The organism is uncultured Psychroserpens sp., from assembly GCF_947500255.1.
Classification (GTDB): Bacteria; Bacteroidota; Bacteroidia; order Flavobacteriales; family Flavobacteriaceae; genus Psychroserpens.
Genome location: NZ_CANMRL010000001.1, coordinates 815,894 through 836,754 on the forward strand (window position 1 = coordinate 815,894; position 20,861 = coordinate 836,754).

The following is a 20,861-nucleotide window of genomic DNA, read 5'->3' on the forward strand; positions in this document are numbered from 1 at the left end:
ATTTTTAAATTTATACCTGCCGTCACTGGCAAGTGTTAAACAGTTAATGCTATTGAACCTTCAGTGATTCAACAGTGCAAATATGTAACGAACTCCAAATATTAGTCGGTAGTTACATATTTAAAATCGTTTGTAAGTGTTTGTAGTCGTTTGTAAACGGAAAAAATGTATCTTTGCATATGCTATTTTACCTAGAAACAAAACGCCTTATCATGCGTGAACTTTTACCATCAGACATTGACGGTATGTTTGAATTAGATTCAAACCCTGAAGTTCATAAATACCTTGGAAAGCGTCCTATTACTTCAAAAGCACAAGCGCAAGAGAATATTAATTTTATAAGAGAGCAATATCATAAACGTGGCATTGCTCGATTTGCAACCATTGAAAAATCATCTGGAGATTTTATAGGTTGGTCTGGGTTAAAACTTAATACTGGAGATAAAGAAGCCTTAGGGTCAAAAAGAGACTTTTATGATATTGGCTATCGTTTTATTCCAAGGTATTGGGGAAAAGGGTATGCAACTGAATCATCTTTAGCCGTATTAGATTTTGGATTTAAAGACCTAAAACTAGATATCATTTATGGTGCGGCCGAAATTAAAAATATTGGTTCTAATAAAATACTTAAAAAAATAGGATTGAATTATATTGAACAATTCCTATTTGAAGGTGAAATGATTAATTGGTACGAACTTAAAAAAGAAGACTATGCAAAAACAATGTCCTGAATGTGGTGAAAAAATAGTGGGTAGAATTGATAAGAAATTCTGTAGTGATGCTTGTCGTAATGCCTATAATAATGCAATTAATAAAGACAGTAAGAATTTAATAAGGAATACCAACAACCGATTGAGAAAGAACTATCGCATATTAGAAGAGCTCAATCCCGATCAAAAGAAAAAAATCTCTAGAGCGCGAATGATAGAAAAAGGATTCGACTTCAATTACTTTACTAGTATCTATACTACAAAAGCCGGAACCGTATACTATTTTGTGTATGATCAAGGCTACTTACCATTAGAAGGAGACTATTATGCCCTAGTGAAACGCGAAAGTTGACATTGTAACGTTTTTTAGATTTTAACTACTTATATATACAACCAAACCATCTTTTATGAGTACTCCTCTTATTATCATTATTGCCATTTGCGTTATAGGTCTTATTATTTTCTTAGCTGTTCATTTCAGTAAAAGAAATGTGATAATTAGAACCCTTTCTAAAATACCTTATAAACCTGCATCAAGTTTAAAAACTAATGATCTTTCAAAAGTAAGTGGTAAAGCGTTACATGTCAAAGCTCCTTTAATAGCACCTTACACTGGACGAAAATGTGTGTTCTATCAAATTAGAATTCAGCAACGTGTAAATTCTGGAAAAAGTTCACATTGGAAAACCTTAGTACAAGATGAACAATTTCAAGAGTTTTTTATAGACACTAATGGTGACTTTGTTATTGTAAAACCATCGGCGAACCCTCGAAATTATATCAGTTATCTTGTAAAAGACACCAATCAATCATCTGGAGTGTTTAACAGCCCAACTCCAAAATTTGAAGCGGTTTTAAGACGTTATAATATTAATCCAGAAAATTTCTTCGGCATGAATAAACGTTTACGTTATGAAGAAGGTGTTATTGAAATTGGAGAGCGAATTACAGTGGCAGGAATTGCAAAATGGAAAGCATTAAGTGAGCCTTTACCTGAGTATCCATATTCTAAGATTGCGACATTAGAAAGTGAAGGCAAACAGAAAATCATTATTACTGATTTACCTGAAACCTTACCTAATCATCGAAAGCTGTAAACTTATTTCCAATTCTGCCCTTTGAGTTCTATAGCAGCTTTTAGAATATCTTTCTGACTAATCTGCCCAACTAATTTACCATTTTCAACGATAGGGAAACGTCTAATTTTAGATTCTAAAAACTTATTAGCAGCATCGAAAACATTCATATTACCATCAATGGTTTCTACATTTTTTGCCATTCGATTTTCAACAGTATGTTGCTCCATTGGCATATTGTAATAACGACTTTCGCTAATTTGCTTTAAACAATCGCCTTCAGAAATAATACCAACCAACTCGTTGTTGTTATTTACTACTGGACCTCCAGAAATTTTATTCTTAATCAACGTTTGAATCACTTCCTCAACAGATTGCTCTGGTTTAAATGTGATTAAGTCGCGTGTCATAAAATCACTGACTGTAATTGCTTTTACTTCAGCAGTATTTTGCTGCTTTCTTGCTCCTTGAAAACTTTTAATGCCCATAACCAATTCTTTTAGTGTGTTTTAAAGTTACTGAAAATAAGTGAATTTAGCTAGAGTGGTTATCCAACTAATAATTTGTACATTTCAGAGTAATAAAAAACTAAAAAATTGCGTCACAAAATTTGTGTAATTGGTTGTGGATGGTTAGGCTTTGAATTAGCAAAACAACTCCTTGAAAATGATTATCAAGTTAATGGATCTACAACTTCAGAAGACAAAATTCCTAAGCTTGAGCAAGCGAATATTACACCATTTATAATACAATTATCTTTGGAAGGTGTTATAGGTAATATTGAAGCCTGTTTAGATCATTGCGAAATACTTATTGTTAACATTCCTCCTGGTCTACGTAAAAATCCTGAACATAATTATGTACAGCAAATGATACACCTTGTTAAGCATATTGAAACAGCTTCGGTAAAACATGTAGTGCTTATTGGTTCGACTTCGGTGTATGATGATGACGAAACATGTCCAATAATTACTGAGGATACTCCAACATCTAAATCCAAAACAGCATCAAAACTAGTTATGGTAGAACGCCTATTTCAGCAGAATAAAAACTTCGACACAACCTTATTGCGCTTTAGCGGGCTCTTTGCTGAAGATAGACATCCTGCTCGTTTTTTATCAGGAAAACAGAACCTTAAAAATGCCGATGCTCCTGTGAATTTAATTCATCGTAACGATTGTATTGGTATTATCTTGTCAATTATCAAACAGCAAGCTTGGTCTACTACTTTAAATGCATCTACACTACCTCATCCAACAAAAAAAGCCTATTACACTTCGGTTTGCAAAGCGATGAATATTCCTGTTCCTGAGTTTGATGAATCTATAAAAAGTAAAGGAAAGTATATCGATTCTCAAAAATTGGTACGTGTTTTGAACTATGATTTCAAAGTAAAACTCTAATAATTAGCAGACTTTTAAGAGTATATGCCATATATTTTTTTAGTTTTGGCGCAATAAATGACGAATATTATGAAACATTCTTAATTAAGAACTATGTTTAAAAAGCAAATGAACTTGATGAATGTTACATCTGACAATTAAAAACAATAAATCTAAACAGATGAAAAAACTTATCCTCCTTTTAGCTGTAGTATGCACTTTTAGTGTCACTGCACAAACAAAATCTGAACTTGTAAAACACTTTGAAGCTTATTATCAGCAAATGAAAACTCAAGGTGATATTCAAGGTGTTATTAATGCTATGACACATCTTAATGTTTTACAGCCAAACAAAGCGAGATTAGATACACTGGCTTACATCTACGCTTCTGAAGGCAGAAACCTTGAAGCTTTGAATACTATTGGAATTGAACAAAATCCGACAGATACTGATATGAATACTGAAGTAAAAGCTATTGCATTAAAGGCTTTAAACCAGCCGCAACGTGCCTTAGTATTTTATGAGGAATTATTTAAAAGAGATGCTAATTCATATTTAGCCTATGAAATTGCAGATCTTAAAGTACAAACACAAGATCTAGCAGGTGCGAAAGCAAAAGTAGATTTTGGATTAGCCAATGTTAAAGATGATATGAAACGTTCATACTACGAATCTCAGAGACCTTATGAAGTTTCATTAAAAGGTGCATTAACCTATCTAAAAGCTTTGATTGTATTTAATATGAATCAAACTGACAATTTAGATACAGCAATTGGATTGTTGGATGAAGCCATGGTCATGGATGCTAACTTTAACCTAGCTAAGTTAAGTAAAGATGCTTTAGTAGCGCGAAAAGAGAAAAAGGAATAACTATATTTTTGATTTTAATAAAAAAGCACCCAAATTGGGTGCTTTTTTGTTTTATATACATTGGTATGTTTACCAAATTCTAACACGCTTTTCTGGAGCTAACCACATCGCATCACCTTCTTTTATATCAAATGCTTCATAAAATGCATCAATATTTTTAAGCGGTTGTACTGCTCTTTGAATTCCTGGAGAGTGTGGATCTGTTTTAACCTGAGTTCTTAAAGCATCTTCTCTAGTTAAAGTTCTCCAAACCGTTGCCCATGACATAAAGAAACGTTGCTCTGGTGTAAAACCATCAATGTTTTCTGGTCTTCCATTTTCAGCAAAGTATAATTGTAAACCATCATAAGCTCCTAGCACACCACCAAGATCACCAATGTTTTCACCTAAAGTAAACTTACCGTTAATGTAAACACTATCCATTACTTCTATTGCGCTGTATTGCTCAGCTAAAGCATTTCCTCGCTTTGTAAATTCTTCAAGATCTTGATCAGTCCACCAATTCTTTAAATTTCCATCAGCATCAAAACGTGATCCAGAATCATCGAAAGCATGTGAAATCTCATGACCGATAACAGCACCAATACCTCCATAATTTACAGCTTCATCTGCTGTCCAGTTATAGAAAGGTGGTTGTAAAATGGCTGCTGGGAAAACAATTTCATTATTAATTGGATTAAAATAAGCATTCACCATTTGTGGTGGCATTCCCCATTTTGATTTGTCTATAGGCTCATTAATATCAGCTAAATTATCTGCCTTAGCCCAATTACCCACAGCCATCATATTTTCAGCATAGGTGTTACCTTCTTTAACCATAAGTGTAGAATAATCTTCCCACTCATCTGGATAAGCAATTTTTACAGTAAACTTTTCCAGTTTTTCTATAGCTTTTGCTTTAGTTTCAGAACTCATCCAATCTAATTTCTCAATTCTATTTTGAAAAGCTTTAATCACATTTGCAATCATTTTTTCAGCTTTTTCTTTAGCTTCAGGTGGAAACTTAGCATCTACATAAACTTTACCAATAGCTTCTCCTACAGAACCGGTTACAGTTCCTAAAGCGCGTTCCTCAGCCGAACGTTGTTTTTTTGCTCCTCTAAGTGTTTGAGAATAAAACTCCCAATTAGCTCTTTCAATATCTGTAGATAAGAATCCTGCAGCATTGTTTATCGTAGTCCAATCCATTAATGTTTTAACATCATCTAAAGATGTATTCTTTAAGAAATCGTTTAACGCAACCATATATTTAGGTTGAGCAACAAGTATGGTGTCTATCTTCTTTTTGATGCCCAAATCTGTAATCATTTTGTTCCAGTCAATAGCTGGACACATCTCTTGCAACTGAGCAACAGAATTTGGATTGTTCATGTTACGTAAATCTCTTCTTGCAACTTTGTCCAATCTCGGCTCTTGAAGTTGAGTTTCCATGTCGATAATCTTAACTGCTGCAGCATCTGCATCTTCTTTTGAGTATTCAATATACTGTAGCATTCTTGAGACATGCGCCTTATATTGTTCTCTAATCTCTTTAGACTTATCGTCTTGATCTAAATAATAATCGCGTTGCAATCCAGTGCCTGCAGGTCCAACCCAAGTCGTATTCATACTACTGTCGTTTAAATCTGGCCCAGCTCCTAATTGAGCAAATGGTGCCGATACGCCAATAGATGTTGCAATTGCTGTTTGCATATCTTGAAGACTTTTAATACCATCAATTTCTTCTAAAAACGGTCTTAATGGTTTTATACCAGCTTCGTCACGAGCAACTGTGTCTAATTCCGATTCAAAAATCAGTAATGCTTTTTTCTGATCGGTTCCTTCTTCATAGGTGTTTAGTTCTTTAGACCTATTCATAATTTCTAAAACGTCATCTCTTGTGGATTTACGAAGTACTCCAAATCCTCCCCAACGTGTTTCTTCTTCAGGGATTGTTGTTGTCTTTACCCAATTACCATTAACGTAATTGTAAAAATCATCTTTCGGACTTACAGAAGTGTCCATGTTTTCGAGAACAATTCCGGGAATTTTCTCAATCATAGCAGTTTCTTCCTTTGGTTCTTCCTTACATCCTAAAAATGCAAAAAGTCCCAACACAGAAACCACCAAAATACTCTTGATATTGGTTTTCATAATGTGGTGAAAATTAAATTTGATTAAAATTAGTTATTAATAAGAAGCCTCAATCGCCAAAATGTTACATATTAACAAAATATTAAGACTATTTTAAAGAATCATTCTGGCTTAAAAACATTGTTTTTATCAAACTCAAACTTCTTATTGATTTGTAGATTAAGGTTAGATACTGCAATTAACAACTCTTTAATCCCTTGAAGTTTCTCTTCCTTACTAATATTATTAATCGTTAAAAGACTATTTAACTTTTGACCTTTGGTATCTAAAGCCGTTATTCTAGCATTAATCTCATTAGTTTGTAATTGTTCAGGCATTTCGGTTCTTAATTCGGTTAAAAACGTTTTCAACAATAAAAGGTCTCCATTAAAAAAGCTAAGGTCGCTTTTCTTCAATAATTCAATTTGTGTATTAAGCTCTTGAAACTTTTGCCAATCGGTTACAGCTTTTTGAGCATCTGAACTCAATCCGAAATCTGCATATCTAAAGCTTTCAATATCTTTTTGTGATATTTTACGAGCATCAATTTCTTCTTGAGTCTCTTCAATTACTTCTGAAACCGTATCTCCTTTACAATTGGTGAGTAACAAACTAAAACTTATAAATAAAAGCGTAATGAAGCGCATAATTATACCTATTCAATTTGAGGTAAATATAGGCAAAGCGTATAAATCTATTATGCAATTAACAAAAATTAATGAGTTGTTAATTTTACAATTTTATGTTTTTTGTACTCTATATTCTTGTTATTTTTGAGGAACGATTAAACATCATCTATCTATGCCTAAAGTATTAATCATTGGTGCCGGCGGACAAATTGGGTCTGAACTTACATTTAAATTAAAAGATATTTATGGATCTGAGAATGTTGTTGCTAGCGATATAGGCTATCACAACCTTGAAGTCGTTAATTCTGGCATCTTTGAAATTGTTGATGCCCAAGACTACAACTCTATAAAAATTTGTGTTGAAAAGCACAATATTGATACCGTTTACTTAATGGCTGCTATGCTAAGTGCTACTGGTGAAAAATACCCTATGAAAGCATGGGATCTTAATATGAATTCTCTATTTCATGTATTGAATTTGGCTAAAGACGGATTTATAAAACATATCTTTTGGCCGTCGAGTATAGCTGTTTTTGGACCAACAACGCCTACCGAAAATACACCTCAATATACCACCATGGAGCCAACTACTGTCTATGGTATTACAAAACAAGTTGGGGAACGTTGGTGTGAATATTATAATAAAAAGTATGGTGTAGATGTGAGAAGTATTAGGTATCCTGGTATCATTAGTTGGAAAACGATGCCTGGTGGAGGAACTACAGATTATGCTGTTGAAATCTATCATCAAGCTATATTAGATAAGCATTATGATTGTTTTTTATCTGAGCATACAGAGTTACCAATGATGTATATGGATGATGCTATTAATGCCACTGTTAATCTCATGCAAGCTCCTGCTGAACAGGTAAAAATTAGATCATCTTATAATTTAGGTGCTATTAGTTTTACACCGTTGACCATTTCCGAAGAAATAAAAAAACACATTCCAGATTTTGAAATCACTTACAGTCCTGACTACAGACAGCAAATTGCCGATAGTTGGCCAAAGTCAATAGACGATTCTGCAGCAAGAGAAGACTGGAACTGGAATCATGAATTTAATCTGGAAAAAATGACGACAGAAATGCTCAAGCAACTGGGCCGTAAGTATCAAGATTCAGAAATTAACTCTTAATACCCTTTACTTTTCTCCATCCCATTCGGCATAGAACTGATCTAAAAACTGTTCCATAAACTTATGTCTATCGGTTGCGATTTTTTTGCCTGTATTGGTATTCATTCTATCTTTTAATAGCAATAGCTTTTCATAAAAATGATTAATTGTTGGAGCTTTAGAGGCTTTGTATTCCTCTTTGTTCATATTTAAATTTGGTTGAATAGATGGATCAAAGAGTTTTCGATTTTTAAATCCTCCATAATTAAAAGCTCTAGCCACTCCTATGGCTCCTATCGCATCCAAGCGATCCGCATCTTGAATGACATCTAATTCTGGTGATTTAAATTTTTGAGTTTGGTTGCCTCCTTTAAATGAAATATTCTCAATGACATTAACAACATGTTCTATGACTACCGAATCTACATTGATACCAAACAAAAATTCACGTGCCTTTTTAGGACCAACAGTTTCATCTCCATTATGAAATTTGCTATCTGCTATATCATGAAGCAAAGCGCCTAACGCTACTGTAAACTCATCAACAATTTCGTCCTTAGTGATAAGTAAGGCATTATTATAGACTCTTAGGATATGAAACCAATCATGACCGCCTTCTGCATTTTCTAATGTTGTTTTCACAAATGCTTTAGTGAGTTGAATTTGGTGGTGTTGTGCCTCTGTCATTTTTTTAGAATTATAGAACTCGTTATTGTATTCTCTATTGTTTTGACTAATTTTTTATGGTCCTCTACCTCAGACAAATCAATAGGTTGATGTACCTTAAATTTGATATAACTTCCTATTCCCATTGGGAACTTACCATATCGCAATGTTTTCCATGAATTATTTACAGTTATAGGAACGATAAGTGCAGATGGCGTGTTTTCCATTAAGAGTTCCAGCCCTCTTGTTTTAAATTGTTTTGGTTCACCTGTCTTGCTTCGTGTTCCTTCAGGAAAAATAACTGCTGCTCGATTGGTATCCTCTATATATTTTGCAAAAGTAACCATTGCAGGTAAGGCTTGTCTTGGGTTTTTACGATCTATTAATACAGAGCCGCCATGACGCAAATTATACGACACACTAGGAAATCCTTTTCCTAATTCTTTTTTAGCAACAAACTTCACATGATGTCGTCGCATATACCACATTATTGGTGATATATCATACATACTTTGATGATTAGAAACGATAAGTAATGGTTTGTTTTTAGGAATCTCATAGTCATTATTCCAAGAAAACCGAGTTCCTAAAACATTTAAGCATCGCATTAAACAAAATTGAAGTGCATCAACACAAATTTTATGAGCTTGATATCCAAAAACATTATAGCAAAACCACTGTATCGGGTGAAAAATAAGTAAGGTTAATCCAAAGACTATAAAATAGACAACGGTTAAAGGATAAGCTAGTATTTTTTGCATGTTGTAAAATTAATTGAATGAAAATAATACACAAAAAAACCACGATCAAATCGTGGTTTTATATACTATTTTATGCAATGCTCTTTAACAATGGTCGTTATAAGCATCCATTAAATTTTCAGAAATTAATTCTGCTGGACGACCTTCAATATGATGACGCTCTAACATATGAACTAATTCACCATCTTTAAATAAAGCCATACTTGGCGAGCTTGGAGGAAATGGCACCATATGTGCTCTTGCTGCATCTACAGCCTCTCTATCTACACCTGCAAAAACCGTAACGATATGGTCAGGGCGTTTTGCATTTTGTAAACTCTGTCTCGCTCCAGGACGAGCATTGGCAGCTGCACAACCGCAAACCGAATTTACAACTACTAAGGTTGTTCCTTCTTTTGCTAAAGCAGCTTCGACAGCTTCAGCTGTCTGTAATTCTTCAAAACCAACGTTGGTTAAATCTTCACGCATAGGTTTTACTAATTCTGCTGGATACATATTTTTGTTTTTTAATTATTACTATTGAATTGCAAAGATACGCAAAAATAGTGCGAAGAATGCACTAATCGGTAAGCAGTTTGAATGGTACCATTTAAGTTTTCAATAGCAGATCATCACCTCATATAGGTGAGTAAAAATCCATCTGCTGCAACACCTTCATCTAATACAAGGCTTGTTGATGTTATCGAAACTACAGCATAATTAACATTATTAATTACTATCGTTGCATCACTTCCTGTTGAAGTCATTACAGAATAATCATAAGTACCTGTTGGTAGACCATCATAAATTACAAGTTCAACATTAGTGTTAGTAACAGTTAACTCTTGGGCATTAAGATTAAAATCCCAAGTGATTAATCCTACTGGAAAATCATCATCTATCCCAGCCAAGCCTCCAGATACGTTAACCAAAGACCATTCGCCATGTAGTGTAGATTCATTATTTGATGCACCATCATCGTCATTATTGCACGAAAACACGAACATTGTAAATATCAATAGATAAATATAGGATTTCATAATACAATCGATTTTATACTAAGAAGATACTAAAACCTTAAAAAGGTTGCGTCTAATCGTAACAAAATCTAAAAAAATCTACTAACAAATAGTATATTTGAAATCAACAATAAATAACAGTCGTACATGAGTTTTGCAAAATGGGTAGGAGGTGCTTTAGGATGGTCTTTTGGCGGACCTATAGGCGCTATAATTGGTCTCGCTATTGGAAGTTTAATTGATGGTGCAGCCGAACAAAGTGGCTTTTTATTAAATGAAGGAAATCCGAAGCAACAAAGACGTTCAAGACAGTCAACATCGCGTTCGCGTTCGCGAACGCAAACACGTACAAGACCACAAACACAATCTGGGGATTTTGAAGTGAGCCTTTTAATATTAGCATCTGTTATTATCAAAGCCGATGGTATTCAAGATCAACGTGAATTGGATTATGTGCGTCAGCAATTTGTAAGTATGTATGGAAAACAAAGAGCCAATCACGCTTTTAAATTGTTTAAAAACATCAATAAACAAAATATCCCTACGCGTAAAGTGTGCTTGCAAATCAAGCAAATGATGGATCACTCTTCACGATTGCAACTGCTTCATTTTCTCTTCGGAATAGCAAAGGCAGATGGTATGGTTACTGATAACGAGGTGTCACAGATCTATATGATTTCGGGGTATTTAGGGATAAGTACTCGTGACTATGGAAGCATTAAAGCCATGTTCTACAATAGTAGTGATAATGCTTATAAGATTTTAGAAATTACTAAAGATGCAACAGATGACGAAGTTAAAAGAGCCTATCGAAAGATGGCAAAAAAGTACCATCCAGATAAAGTGATTCATTTAGGAAAAGAGCATCAAAAAGGCGCAGAAGAAAAATTCAGACAAGTGCAATTAGCTTATGAGCAATTGCAGAAGGAACGTGGCTTTTAATATTATTTATCTTTATTATTTATACGCTTTTCAACGTCTTTATAGTAGCGTTTTTCTTTGTATTTCCTGTAGATAAATACAGCAACCACAATTAAGGCAAGAATCATAAATCCGCCTTTACCAGTAACATATTCAATGAGTTTCATAATAGTATATTAGGGTCTTATAGTCGTTGCTAAATATAGAACTTTCATTTTTATAGCTTATTTTAGAATCATCAAATAATGGATCGCTATGGATAAAGCACAGGTAAAACAAACTATTTTGGAGGAGATCTCTAAAACTGAAGCATCAATAGAACATTATAAAGAACTTACCAAGCCCATTTCTCCAAATGATGCCATTGGTCGTGTGAGTAGAATGGATGCCATAAATAACAAAAGTGTTAATGAAGCCTCATTACGACAAGCTGAAATCAAACTCAATAATTTAAAACGTGTATGGTCAAAAATTGATGATACCGACTTTGGTTTATGCTTGAAATGTAAACAGCAAATACCAGTTGGGAGAATCTTGATAAGACCTGAAAGTTTATTGTGTGTTAACTGTGCGAGATAATTTATAAATTATGCAGCAAACTCATTCTCTAAATGCTTTTTTATACGCCATTTCCTACGGAATTGAAAGAGCTTCATATTATGGAGTGAGATCTATTATTGTATTGTATATGGTTAGCGAAAGTATCCAGATGACCAATAGTGAAGCCCTTTATTTTTACGGCATCCTTACCTCAAGTTTCTATGGATCAAAATTATTAGGAGCTCTGTTGGGGGATTTACTTATTGGTAATAAATTAGCACTATTAATTGGTGGCTTATTGCAAGCTTTTAGTTGTTTTATACTATGTATTCCAACATTATCATTTTTCTATATTGGAATTATCTTTTTTGTTATTGGAAATGGATTGTTATCTCCTAATCTATTAGCGCAATTTGGCAAGCAATATTCAAATAAACCAAAGCTTGTTGACTCTGGTTTTACAGGACTTTACTTCTTTATAAATTTTGGTGCATTTTTAGGTGTTGCAATTATTACCTTACTTGCTAATAAATACATGGCTTATGGATTTGTTTTTAGCGGTATATTGTTAATTATATCCACATTGATGGCCTATTTTCTTATTGACTCAAAACCAACGTACGACAAAAACAAAACAGATAATGACAAAATCAAAAGTTTTATTTTTGTTTTTGCCGCTCTTGTATTTTCAGTAGTTTTTTGGGCTTCATATGACGCGTCAGCAGAACTCATGTATTCTCATACATATGGTTCAAAATCAAGCAGTTTTATAATGCAAAACATACCCGTAATTGTTGGAATTGTTCTCGGGTTTTTACTTACTATTATTTGGACATTTGTTTATACCAATCAATTCTCTAAATTTTGTATCGGATTAATTTTGTCTGCTTTTGCTATAAGTCTACTCATTTATTTTCCTGAAAACCCTTCTGACGGTAATACATCAACATTATTATTTTCATTTATCTTATTGTCTATTGGTGAAACTTTTTTAGGACCTATGCTATATGCTACTATAACACGTTATACAAATCCAAAATATTTAGCTATAATATTTAGCTTAGTCACTATTCCGATATTCATATTCAATAAAATAGCGTTTAATATTCGAGATTATTTTGATGAAATTAGCCCTTCTGGTATATTAATTGCTATAACTTTCGCACTTGCATTTTATGGGTTAATTTCCATACTAATGTGGTTTTTTCAAAAAAGAGATGATCAAAATGTATTGTCTGAACATGAATTAATAGAATAATTTTAGGAGACCTTTTGAGCTTTTGACCATTAATAAGTAAAAGCATGTATGAGTGATCAAGACATTTTAGTACTTTTTAAAAACGGTCAGCGTGATAAGGCGTTTAAAAAACTCTATCGCCTTTATCCAAGAATAGAGAAGCTTGTGCTCTCCAAAGGCGGAAATAAAGCAGATGCCAATGATGTGTTTCAAGAAGCATTAATCATTTTAAATCGAAATTTAGAAACCTCAAACTTTAAATTAACCTCGTCGTTTTATACCTATCTCTATTCGGTATCACGATTTGTGTGGTCAGATATTCAAAAAAACCTCTCGAAACAGCAATTACAACAACTCAATGCGCAAGAAGTTGAAGTATTTCAAGCTGTTATAGAAGAAAAAAAATACCAACTTGCCGAACATGCTTTTCTAGAAATTGGAAAACGATGTCAACAATTACTACAACTGTTTTACCACAAGGCCATGTCATTTCATGATATCGCTAATGTAATGCAATTTAAATCTTCAAAAATTGCAAAAAATCAGAAGTACAAATGCTTACAAAAAGCAAAAGACATTTATAAAACCAAATTAAAATCGGTTCAATCCTAAATCAAAAAAGCATGGAAACTTATAACCAACATATAGAACTCATTCACAGTTACCTCAACAATTTATTAAGCAAAGAGGAGCAACTAAACTTTGAAAATAAGCTCAAGACCAATGTAGAATTTAATACACTTTACAAAGAGCATATTGTTTTTGTAAATGGATTAGAGCGTATTAAAATTAAAGAAGATATCTTTAAAGCGAAACGCGCTTACACTACCCAAAAGTGGATAAAAATTTCAGGGATTTCAATCATTGTAATTGGAGCTTTAGTAATGCTATATACTATAGTTTTTAATACTTCGGAAATTGAACCAGCTTCAAACAACGATAGTTTAAATACCATACTTCTAGATTCTGTATCAACTAAAAAAGCAGAGCATGATACTACAGTTGATTATTCTGAAGTAAAAACAGATAGCACAAAAACAGATTCTGAAGTTGAGATTAGCTATACCACAACTACCACTAACAAAAAGTTTGGAAGTATCTCCGAAACACAAGTCAATATCCAAAAGAAGCCTCAAAACATTAAAATCGATGTTACTAACGATACGATAATTAAGTGCAAAGAAGGAACCATTTTAAAAATCAAAAAAGGAACTTTCATCAATCCAAACACACAGCAAATTGTTACTGGTAAAATCAACCTAAACGTAACAGAGTATTACAAATTATCAGATATATTACTCGCAAATCTTTCAACAGTATCCAATGGAAAACAATTAGAAACTGGTGGTATGCTTTATATAGAAGCCAAGCAAAATGGCACTGCATTAGAATTAAAGGATGGTACACCAATTGAGATTCAATTTCCGACGACAAACAAAAAACCAGAAATGCAATTATTCTCTGGGCAATGGTCAAATGATAATATCAATTGGACACTTCAGAGCGACGTTATAGATGGTTTAATAGTCCAAGAAGAAACTGTAGAAGTTCCATTTGCTATTGTAGAGCAAGTTCCAACATTTCCAGGTTGTGAGGCCGAAGACAATGAGACTAGAAAAAAATGTACCGAAAATGCTATCTCTAAATTTATTAGTCGGAATTTTAATACTGAAACAGGTATTAGTTTAGGGTTATCTGGCAAACAGCGTATCAACTGTATTTTTAAAATCGATCAAGGTGGGAATGTAGTCTTTATTCAAACTCGTGCAGCACATCCTAGACTAAGCGAAGAAGCCGATCGCGTACTTAATCTCTTACCACAATTCAATCCAGGAGTACAACGTGGTAGAACAGTAATTGTGCCTTACTCCTTACCTATAGTTTTTACTATTGAGGGTGAATCTACGAATACTAATACACGATTCTCTAATTTGGATAGTATATCTACAAATCCAATAGCAGTTAGTATTGATCCTTTAAACATAAAGCCTATTATTGAAATGGATACCATATACACAGAACGTCGTGGTATGGTAGAGCTCATTAGAGAAGTAATGCACGACAAGGATTTCCCAGTAGACTCGCTGTTTATTATGGAATGGGAAAACTACAAGAAGCAACGCTTAATTCGGGAACTTGATGTGATGAATAATAAACGTTTTGTTCTTAGAAAACCATTATTTGAAATGCAAGGTACTAAGTTTAAAATTCTTGAAGATGACTCAATAACTCGAGGTGGACATGTTGTACGAATCCCTTGGGATGACAAAAAAATACCTACGACAACCAGTATAATCAGAGTTGTACCAAAGCAAACCTTTTCGGCAGGAAGAGTTGCCGTTACCGCTAATCAATTTGACGAATTATTGGAAGAATCCAATTCGGATATATCATCCAGAGATGTGAGTTATTATGTTTTGAAAACGTCAAATTTAGGATGGATCAATTGTGATCGTTTTATCAATGGACGAACTAAACGTATCAAATACAAGCTCAAAATTAAAAATGCAGATGGTGCCAGTATAAGTATGGTGTTTAAATCTATGAATTCGGTTTTACCAAGTTGGTACACCAATGGAGTTTATGATTTTCAAACTGTTGGTGCAGGTGAGCCGATTGTTCTTGTTGCTATTAAGCGCAAAAACGGAAAACTCTATTACGATACCATAGACACAACGACAAAGGTAAATCCACAACTTGATTTTGATTTTAAGGAAGTTAGTATTGGAGACTTAAAACAAGTGTTGGAGAAATTAAACAGTAGTCTTTAATACATAGGTATTATTTTATGCGATTTTAGAAGTTATTCATTTCTCAATGAGATTTAAAGTATATTCTAAAACAGTATCAATATTATTTACATAATCTTTAATGGTTTGTTCTATGCTATGATGCGGAGGTATTCCAATTCCTTCCATTGGAAATTCTTTGAAAGAAATCTGAACTGGTTTTCGGATTGGAATACTAAAGGACAAACCAAAAGATGTAGTAAAAACTTTTGGTAAGTTTCCCGTATCACCATTTGTTTGGCTTCCAACTAAAACGACGTTTCCACTTTCGTGTAAATCTAGAGCAAAACTTTCGGCTGCCGACCCTGTAAAAACATCTGTTAGCACATAAATATTTCCTTTATAGCTGTTTGGTTTTGGGTTTATTTTTTTTCTTGACACACATGCTCTCATGCGTTTATGTATTAAATAACTAGCGATTTGTTCGCTGTAGTCAGAATTACCTCCAGAATTTCTTCTTATATCTATAATTAGGTTTGGGTAATTATTTAAGGTGTCGTAAACTTTTATGAAATCCTGAACAACCTTACCTGTCATAGATTTAATTTCTATATATGCCGTTTCTTTGTTTAATATTTTACCACTAGCCTTTCGTTGATTTCTAAACAATAAGTGTGAATAATCGGCAGGATTTACTAAGTTTACTTTTACTTGTTTTATTCCACTCGAAGTTTTAATACTGTAGGTCCTAACGTCTTTAAATGTAGAACTAAAAACTTTAAACAATACCACTGCATTTATATCGCCTTCATAAGTAGACGAACTGATATAATTGAGCTGAGATTCTAACCACTTCGACATTTGAATATGATCAATTTCAACAATTTCATCACCAAATTGTATTCCATTTTCAATAAAAGTATTATCCTCTATCCTTTCTAAAAAAAGACGATTTTGAATTAATTTTGCAGAACAGTTTATGCCATAATCATCTAAAAAAAGACGACTATGAGAGTTTTTGAGTTCAGAAAAGTAATATAACAAGCATTGAAAGTATTCTTCTTTGGTTTTTGAAACAGAAATTTTTTGATTAACGTTTGAAAACAAAGCATCTAAGTCTATTTTTTTGCGCTTTAAATGACTGTATTTTTTCTTTACAATATCATTGATTTCATTGAAATTTAAACTATAATTTTCGGAAGTCATATTAATACTATCAGCAAATTTCCACTGACCATATGAAGTTTGCGAAATGAATACAACGAAAAAAAGAACTATTACTGGTGATTTTTTGAATATTGAATTTAGCATTAGTGAGTTATTATGTTCCTTTTCTTATAATCTCTAAATCATTGTCATCATAGGTTTTTACAACTGGAGCTTCACCATTATTTTGATAATCAATCGTTATTTTATGATAGTTAAACTCTGGATGTAATTGTTTATTTAGGGATGCATCAAAATATTCTATAGCACTTATATCATCATTATCATTAATTGTAAAATGTGTTTTATGTATATTTAAATTACTATTCACTGGCTGATTATTAGCGTCATAAAGACGCATTGAAAATGCGCGTAAAAATCCTAATCTTTGATTTCGATAAGAGAAATCATAGAGACATTGTGCATACCCATGCTCCATGTTGAGAAAAGGTTTTCTGTTGGATAATTTCCCCTCTACATTATAAAACCGCCATCCCTTTTCATTTCCATAATCATCAAAATCAAAAAGAACCTTTGCGTAACCAGCAGACTCATGTATAGCTAAGGTATTTGTAAGTGTGTCAATGTTTGATATACTGTATAAATATCCTCTATGGTCTACGGTAATCTCAGATTTATAAAAAGGGAAATAAGCGGTTAAATAATTTCGAGCACCATTCTTTTTGTACTGGTTTTGTATAAATTTATCATTACTTTTTACAGACCAAACGTACTCATAAGTTGCAAGGCCTGTCTCAACTCTTTTCATAGTGGAGTCTTTAAATACAAGTCGCTTTTTATTATCAGATGGATCCAGATCAAACTCTTCTATATGAATATCTCCACCACCATAATAGTGTCTAGACATGTTACTTTTAAAACCATTTGCATTAAAGTATTGTCTTAATAATTTTCCTTTCTCGTAGTGATACATGACTCGATGTGTCCCAAAATAACTGTCCTCACTTTTTTTTCCCATTTTATAAAAGGCAATATTTGAAATTTGAGAATCATTATCATATTCTACTCTATAATAATTGACTACATTTAATGTATCGCCTTTTAAATCTCCTTGAAGATTATAATCCATAAATGGTGAGACAATACCTACAATTTTAGTATAATACTTCACTTTTGGTGGCACTTTTTGTTCGACACAATTAAACAAGTATATGCTAAAAAGAGCTATAACTAAATATTTTGAATCCATTGACTTAAGCTATAATTTGTATGTCCCATTTTTAACATCATCCAAAACTTTACCCACATATGATTTATAAGAATCTGGAGTGTTTTGATGTGCTTTATCTAGCATTTTTACCGCAGCTTTTTTCTTTCCAAGGAAGTAATTAGATATCCCATGATTAAGCATTAAATACCATACTTTAGGATTGTCTTTAAGTCCGATTTCACTTAACTGCAAAGCCTCATCAAAACTTTTGTTTCGTATTAAAAACATGCTAAATGTATTAATATCGTATGCCGTACCTACAGTAGATAATGCCTCTATAATTGTTTGTTGTAACTCTTCGGTTTTATTTAGTTTTTGTTGTATTCTCGCTTTAGTTGTAAGATTTGTAAGATTCTTATTAGCTCCAAAACCATTATAGCCGCCTAAAATAGAGCGCTCTGCCCAGGTTAAAGCTTCTTCTAAATTTGTATTGTGATTTAAACACCAACTCGCAGCATCATTCCAGGCTTCCCAACGATACGTATTAATACCTCTTAATTCCTTTCTTAAACTTTTTACCACTGTTGTATTTAGATCTACACTTACAGTAAATGGTATTCTCTTTTCTCCCCATTCTAATCCAATAACGACACTATTTTCGGTTCTATTTAAAAACTCATAATCTAGTTGTTCAGATTTTGGGCAGCTAACTCCAGATACATCAACACTTAAAGTGATGTCTTTATTGGTATCTAAATAGTAACTTCCCCATTGATTGTTATTATGAGCAAATAGTAATTTAAATTCATTTCCGTTAGGAACAATATGAAAACCATAGGTCCCAGCAGACAATGGTTGTCCTTCAATAAACACATCTGTGCTAAATGATATTGTTGTATTCATATTTGCTCCAGCCCTCCAAGCAATTGGAGTTCCATTTTGAGGAATCACTCCAGGTGTATTCCAAACATCTCTATTTCTTAGCGCTGGACTATGATAATTAATTTCTATTTGTGTTACGCCTAACTTTTGCATCTCTAGTACTTGAGGGCTACTGCTAGGTGTATTTAATGTATGAAATGGGTTTGAGCGCTGTGCATGACTATTAAAAATGCATGCAATTGCGCATAAAATTGTTAGAATTTTGGATGTCATTTAATTAGTTTTTTTGTGATTGTATTTCTTTGATCTCTATTCTCTTAAAAGTTAAGCCACCACTATTTATTTCTTTTATAGTATGATGAGTATCATCTACTTTAAAAGATAAGGTCATTGGACGATTAGGTATAAGCTCAACTCGCATACTATTGATCTTTGGTGAAACCTTTGCTTCTGCTTCCAATTCACCAAATCTGATATACAAGGCATCGTCTTTTTTTCTAATTCTAATAATGCCCATGTATTTGTTATAAAATTTTCCTGTAAATGCCTGTAACGATGTTGTTAGTCGCCATTCAAAATAGGATTCCTTTTCTTTGTTTTTTGAAAAATTCTCAACTAATTTGAGTTGAAATCCATCTAAATGATCTAATTTTTGCTCATAAATTTCCTCATTTGGGTTCTCGTCTAACAATACTTCATAAGCATAGGATGCAATAATACTACCTACATTGTCTCCAAAATGTTCTTCATTGGTAAAAATTGCAATCCCTATTTTCTCTTCAGGCATGAACGAAATATGAGATTGAAAACCATTATACCCTCCAAAATGATAAATCACTTTATTTTTATCCTTAAAGGTTCCATTATGCCATCCCATTCCATAACTGTAACCTTGAAATATTTGCCCCTTTTCTTTGATATATTTCACACTAGGTTTATGTGCTTTTTCTAAAACCTGTGATGCACTAATTTGTTTTTCGCCAACGCTTCCTTGATTTATATTATATAATAACCACTTTGCTGCATCTGAAGCAGAAGATATTAATCCTCCGGCCGCATGCATTGTGTTATCTGTCTTATGAGAATATTCTTTGGGACCCTTCTCTTCTTGTGCTATATAAGGTTTGGCTAACATCCATTTTTCTTTGGTAGCTTTAGATATATATGCCGAGGTATGATTCATTTGTAATGGTACAAATAATTTTTCATCCAATAGATTTCTCCAATCCTTACCAAATTCTTCTTTTAATAAAATACTAAGTAGATTATAGCCAATATTAGAGTATTCAAATTTTTTCTCCCCTATTTTGGTCGCATTATCTAAAAGCATTATAGCATCTTTTTGAGATAAATTCCCCAAATACGAATTTCTAAAAGTGATAAAGTTATTTGTTAAACCACTGGTATGATTGAGCAACTCAGCAATCGTTGTTTTTTCAAACACTTCTTTGTTAGACAATGTTTTAAATGGTTTGTAATTAGTTAAAGGTGCAGATAAATCTAATAAGCCTTCATACTCTAATAATGTTGCAAGAATACCTATAAAAGACTTCGTTGTAGAGGCAATATAAAAGGATGTATTCTTATCGGCTTCTTTTTTGTTTTTCAAGTCGGCATAGCCATATCCTTCTACGAGTATTGGTTTATCATTTTTGACTATAGCAACTCCCAAGGCAGGAACATCTGGAAACATTTCATTTACCTTTTCAATAAAATCGTCAATTTTTTCAGCATATGCTTTTTCTTGTGAGTAGGCAACAGAACAGGTTACGAAAAAGGTTAAAATAAGTAAAATTGTACTGTAGTTTGGTAATTTAATTTTCATTTATAACGTTTTTTTGATTGGATACGAA

At 33.0% G+C, this 20,861-nt stretch carries 23 protein-coding genes; 11 read left to right on the top strand and 12 right to left on the bottom strand.

Going from position 1 to position 20,861, the window contains the following annotated elements:
- Nucleotides 1-212 precede the first annotated feature (212 nt).
- From Q0783_RS03495 to Q0783_RS03505, 3 genes are read left to right on the top strand one after another with little or no spacing between them, the layout of a single operon-like run.
- Nucleotides 213-731 (top strand): GNAT family N-acetyltransferase, encoded by a 519-nt coding sequence (locus tag Q0783_RS03495; RefSeq protein WP_298893360.1) that lies wholly within the window; start codon nucleotides 213-215, stop codon nucleotides 729-731.
- Nucleotides 712-1,062 carry a hypothetical protein gene (locus Q0783_RS03500; RefSeq protein WP_298893362.1) on the top strand — a complete coding sequence of 117 codons (351 nt, stop codon included), beginning with the start codon at nucleotides 712-714 and terminating at the stop codon, nucleotides 1,060-1,062. Before Q0783_RS03495 ends, Q0783_RS03500 begins: the two co-directional genes overlap by 20 nt.
- 55 nt (nucleotides 1,063-1,117) lie before the next feature.
- Nucleotides 1,118-1,807, top strand: a complete 690-nt coding sequence (locus Q0783_RS03505) for a GIDE domain-containing protein (protein ID WP_298893364.1) — start codon at nucleotides 1,118-1,120, stop codon at nucleotides 1,805-1,807.
- 2 nt (nucleotides 1,808-1,809) lie between these two features.
- Here Q0783_RS03505 and Q0783_RS03510 read toward each other — a convergent pair whose 3' ends face one another.
- Nucleotides 1,810-2,274, bottom strand: coding sequence for a CBS domain-containing protein (locus Q0783_RS03510; protein WP_298893366.1), 465 nt, complete (start codon nucleotides 2,272-2,274; stop codon nucleotides 1,810-1,812).
- Between the two features lie 108 nt (nucleotides 2,275-2,382).
- Between Q0783_RS03510 and Q0783_RS03515 the strand changes: the two genes are divergently transcribed.
- Nucleotides 2,383-3,189, top strand: coding sequence for an NAD(P)H-binding protein (locus tag Q0783_RS03515; protein WP_298893367.1), 807 nt, complete (start codon nucleotides 2,383-2,385; stop codon nucleotides 3,187-3,189).
- Between the two features lie 160 nt (nucleotides 3,190-3,349).
- Nucleotides 3,350-4,039 carry a hypothetical protein gene (locus tag Q0783_RS03520; protein WP_298893369.1) on the top strand — a complete coding sequence of 230 codons (690 nt, stop codon included), beginning with the start codon at nucleotides 3,350-3,352 and terminating at the stop codon, nucleotides 4,037-4,039.
- Between the two features lie 69 nt (nucleotides 4,040-4,108).
- Here the strand turns inward: Q0783_RS03520 and Q0783_RS03525 are convergent, their stop codons facing one another.
- Together Q0783_RS03525 and Q0783_RS03530 are read right to left on the bottom strand one after the other, a co-directional pair.
- Nucleotides 4,109-6,172, bottom strand: a complete 2,064-nt coding sequence (locus Q0783_RS03525) for a M13 family metallopeptidase (RefSeq protein ID WP_298753887.1) — start codon at nucleotides 6,170-6,172, stop codon at nucleotides 4,109-4,111.
- 101 nt (nucleotides 6,173-6,273) lie between these two features.
- Nucleotides 6,274-6,798, bottom strand: a complete 525-nt coding sequence (locus Q0783_RS03530; protein WP_298893372.1) for a hypothetical protein — start codon at nucleotides 6,796-6,798, stop codon at nucleotides 6,274-6,276.
- Between the two features lie 154 nt (nucleotides 6,799-6,952).
- On the opposite strand from Q0783_RS03530, the gene Q0783_RS03535 reads away from it, so the two are divergent.
- Complete coding sequence (locus tag Q0783_RS03535; RefSeq protein ID WP_298893374.1) at nucleotides 6,953-7,918, top strand: NAD-dependent epimerase/dehydratase family protein; 966 nt, start codon at nucleotides 6,953-6,955, stop codon at nucleotides 7,916-7,918.
- Nucleotides 7,919-7,924: 6 nt separating this feature from the next.
- On the opposite strand, the gene Q0783_RS03540 is transcribed toward Q0783_RS03535, so the two are convergent.
- From Q0783_RS03540 to Q0783_RS03555, 4 genes are all read right to left on the bottom strand, one after another.
- A complete protein-coding gene (locus Q0783_RS03540; protein WP_298893376.1) occupies nucleotides 7,925-8,584 on the bottom strand; it encodes an HD domain-containing protein in 660 nt (219 codons plus the stop codon).
- The gene (locus Q0783_RS03545; protein ID WP_298893378.1) at nucleotides 8,581-9,324 is read right to left on the bottom strand and encodes a lysophospholipid acyltransferase family protein; all 744 of its coding nucleotides are present in this window, start codon (nucleotides 9,322-9,324) and stop codon (nucleotides 8,581-8,583) included. Before Q0783_RS03545 ends, Q0783_RS03540 begins: the two co-directional genes overlap by 4 nt.
- A gap of 84 nt (nucleotides 9,325-9,408) precedes the next feature.
- Entirely contained in the window at nucleotides 9,409-9,819 is a 411-nt protein-coding gene (locus Q0783_RS03550; RefSeq protein ID WP_298893380.1) for a BrxA/BrxB family bacilliredoxin, read from the bottom strand.
- Nucleotides 9,820-9,935: 116 nt separating this feature from the next.
- Entirely contained in the window at nucleotides 9,936-10,343 is a 408-nt protein-coding gene (locus tag Q0783_RS03555) for a hypothetical protein (protein WP_298893382.1), read from the bottom strand.
- 126 nt (nucleotides 10,344-10,469) lie between these two features.
- Here Q0783_RS03555 and Q0783_RS03560 point away from each other — a divergent pair, with 126 nt between their 5' ends.
- Nucleotides 10,470-11,264, top strand: coding sequence for a DnaJ domain-containing protein (locus Q0783_RS03560; protein ID WP_298753874.1), 795 nt, complete (start codon nucleotides 10,470-10,472; stop codon nucleotides 11,262-11,264).
- Between the two features lie 2 nt (nucleotides 11,265-11,266).
- On the opposite strand, the gene Q0783_RS03565 is transcribed toward Q0783_RS03560, so the two are convergent.
- Nucleotides 11,267-11,410, bottom strand: coding sequence for a hypothetical protein (locus Q0783_RS03565; protein WP_298893384.1), 144 nt, complete (start codon nucleotides 11,408-11,410; stop codon nucleotides 11,267-11,269).
- An 88-nt stretch (nucleotides 11,411-11,498) separates the two neighbouring features.
- Between Q0783_RS03565 and Q0783_RS03570 the strand changes: the two genes are divergently transcribed.
- From Q0783_RS03570 to Q0783_RS03585, 4 genes are read left to right on the top strand one after another with little or no spacing between them, the layout of a single operon-like run.
- Complete coding sequence (locus Q0783_RS03570) at nucleotides 11,499-11,822, top strand: TraR/DksA C4-type zinc finger protein (RefSeq protein WP_298893386.1); 324 nt, start codon at nucleotides 11,499-11,501, stop codon at nucleotides 11,820-11,822.
- A 10-nt stretch (nucleotides 11,823-11,832) separates the two neighbouring features.
- Complete coding sequence (locus Q0783_RS03575) at nucleotides 11,833-13,041, top strand: MFS transporter (protein ID WP_298893388.1); 1,209 nt, start codon at nucleotides 11,833-11,835, stop codon at nucleotides 13,039-13,041.
- A 48-nt stretch (nucleotides 13,042-13,089) separates the two neighbouring features.
- Nucleotides 13,090-13,632 (top strand): sigma-70 family RNA polymerase sigma factor, encoded by a 543-nt coding sequence (locus tag Q0783_RS03580; RefSeq protein WP_298753868.1) that lies wholly within the window; start codon nucleotides 13,090-13,092, stop codon nucleotides 13,630-13,632.
- An 11-nt stretch (nucleotides 13,633-13,643) separates the two neighbouring features.
- Nucleotides 13,644-15,791 carry a hypothetical protein gene (locus Q0783_RS03585; RefSeq protein WP_298893390.1) on the top strand — a complete coding sequence of 716 codons (2,148 nt, stop codon included), beginning with the start codon at nucleotides 13,644-13,646 and terminating at the stop codon, nucleotides 15,789-15,791.
- Between the two features lie 36 nt (nucleotides 15,792-15,827).
- Here the strand turns inward: Q0783_RS03585 and Q0783_RS03590 are convergent, their stop codons facing one another.
- The 4 genes from Q0783_RS03590 to Q0783_RS03605 are packed head-to-tail and all read right to left on the bottom strand — an operon-like array spanning nucleotide 15,828 to nucleotide 20,833.
- Nucleotides 15,828-17,060 (bottom strand): S41 family peptidase, encoded by a 1,233-nt coding sequence (locus Q0783_RS03590; protein ID WP_298893392.1) that lies wholly within the window; start codon nucleotides 17,058-17,060, stop codon nucleotides 15,828-15,830.
- A gap of 10 nt (nucleotides 17,061-17,070) precedes the next feature.
- On the bottom strand, nucleotides 17,071-18,165 hold the full coding sequence (locus tag Q0783_RS03595; RefSeq protein WP_298893393.1) for a hypothetical protein: 1,095 nt from the start codon (nucleotides 18,163-18,165) through the stop codon (nucleotides 17,071-17,073).
- Between the two features lie 9 nt (nucleotides 18,166-18,174).
- Entirely contained in the window at nucleotides 18,175-19,281 is a 1,107-nt protein-coding gene (locus Q0783_RS03600) for a DUF2911 domain-containing protein (protein WP_298893395.1), read from the bottom strand.
- Nucleotides 19,282-19,285: 4 nt separating this feature from the next.
- Entirely contained in the window at nucleotides 19,286-20,833 is a 1,548-nt protein-coding gene (locus Q0783_RS03605; protein ID WP_298893397.1) for a serine hydrolase domain-containing protein, read from the bottom strand.
- Nucleotides 20,834-20,861 lie beyond the last annotated feature (28 nt).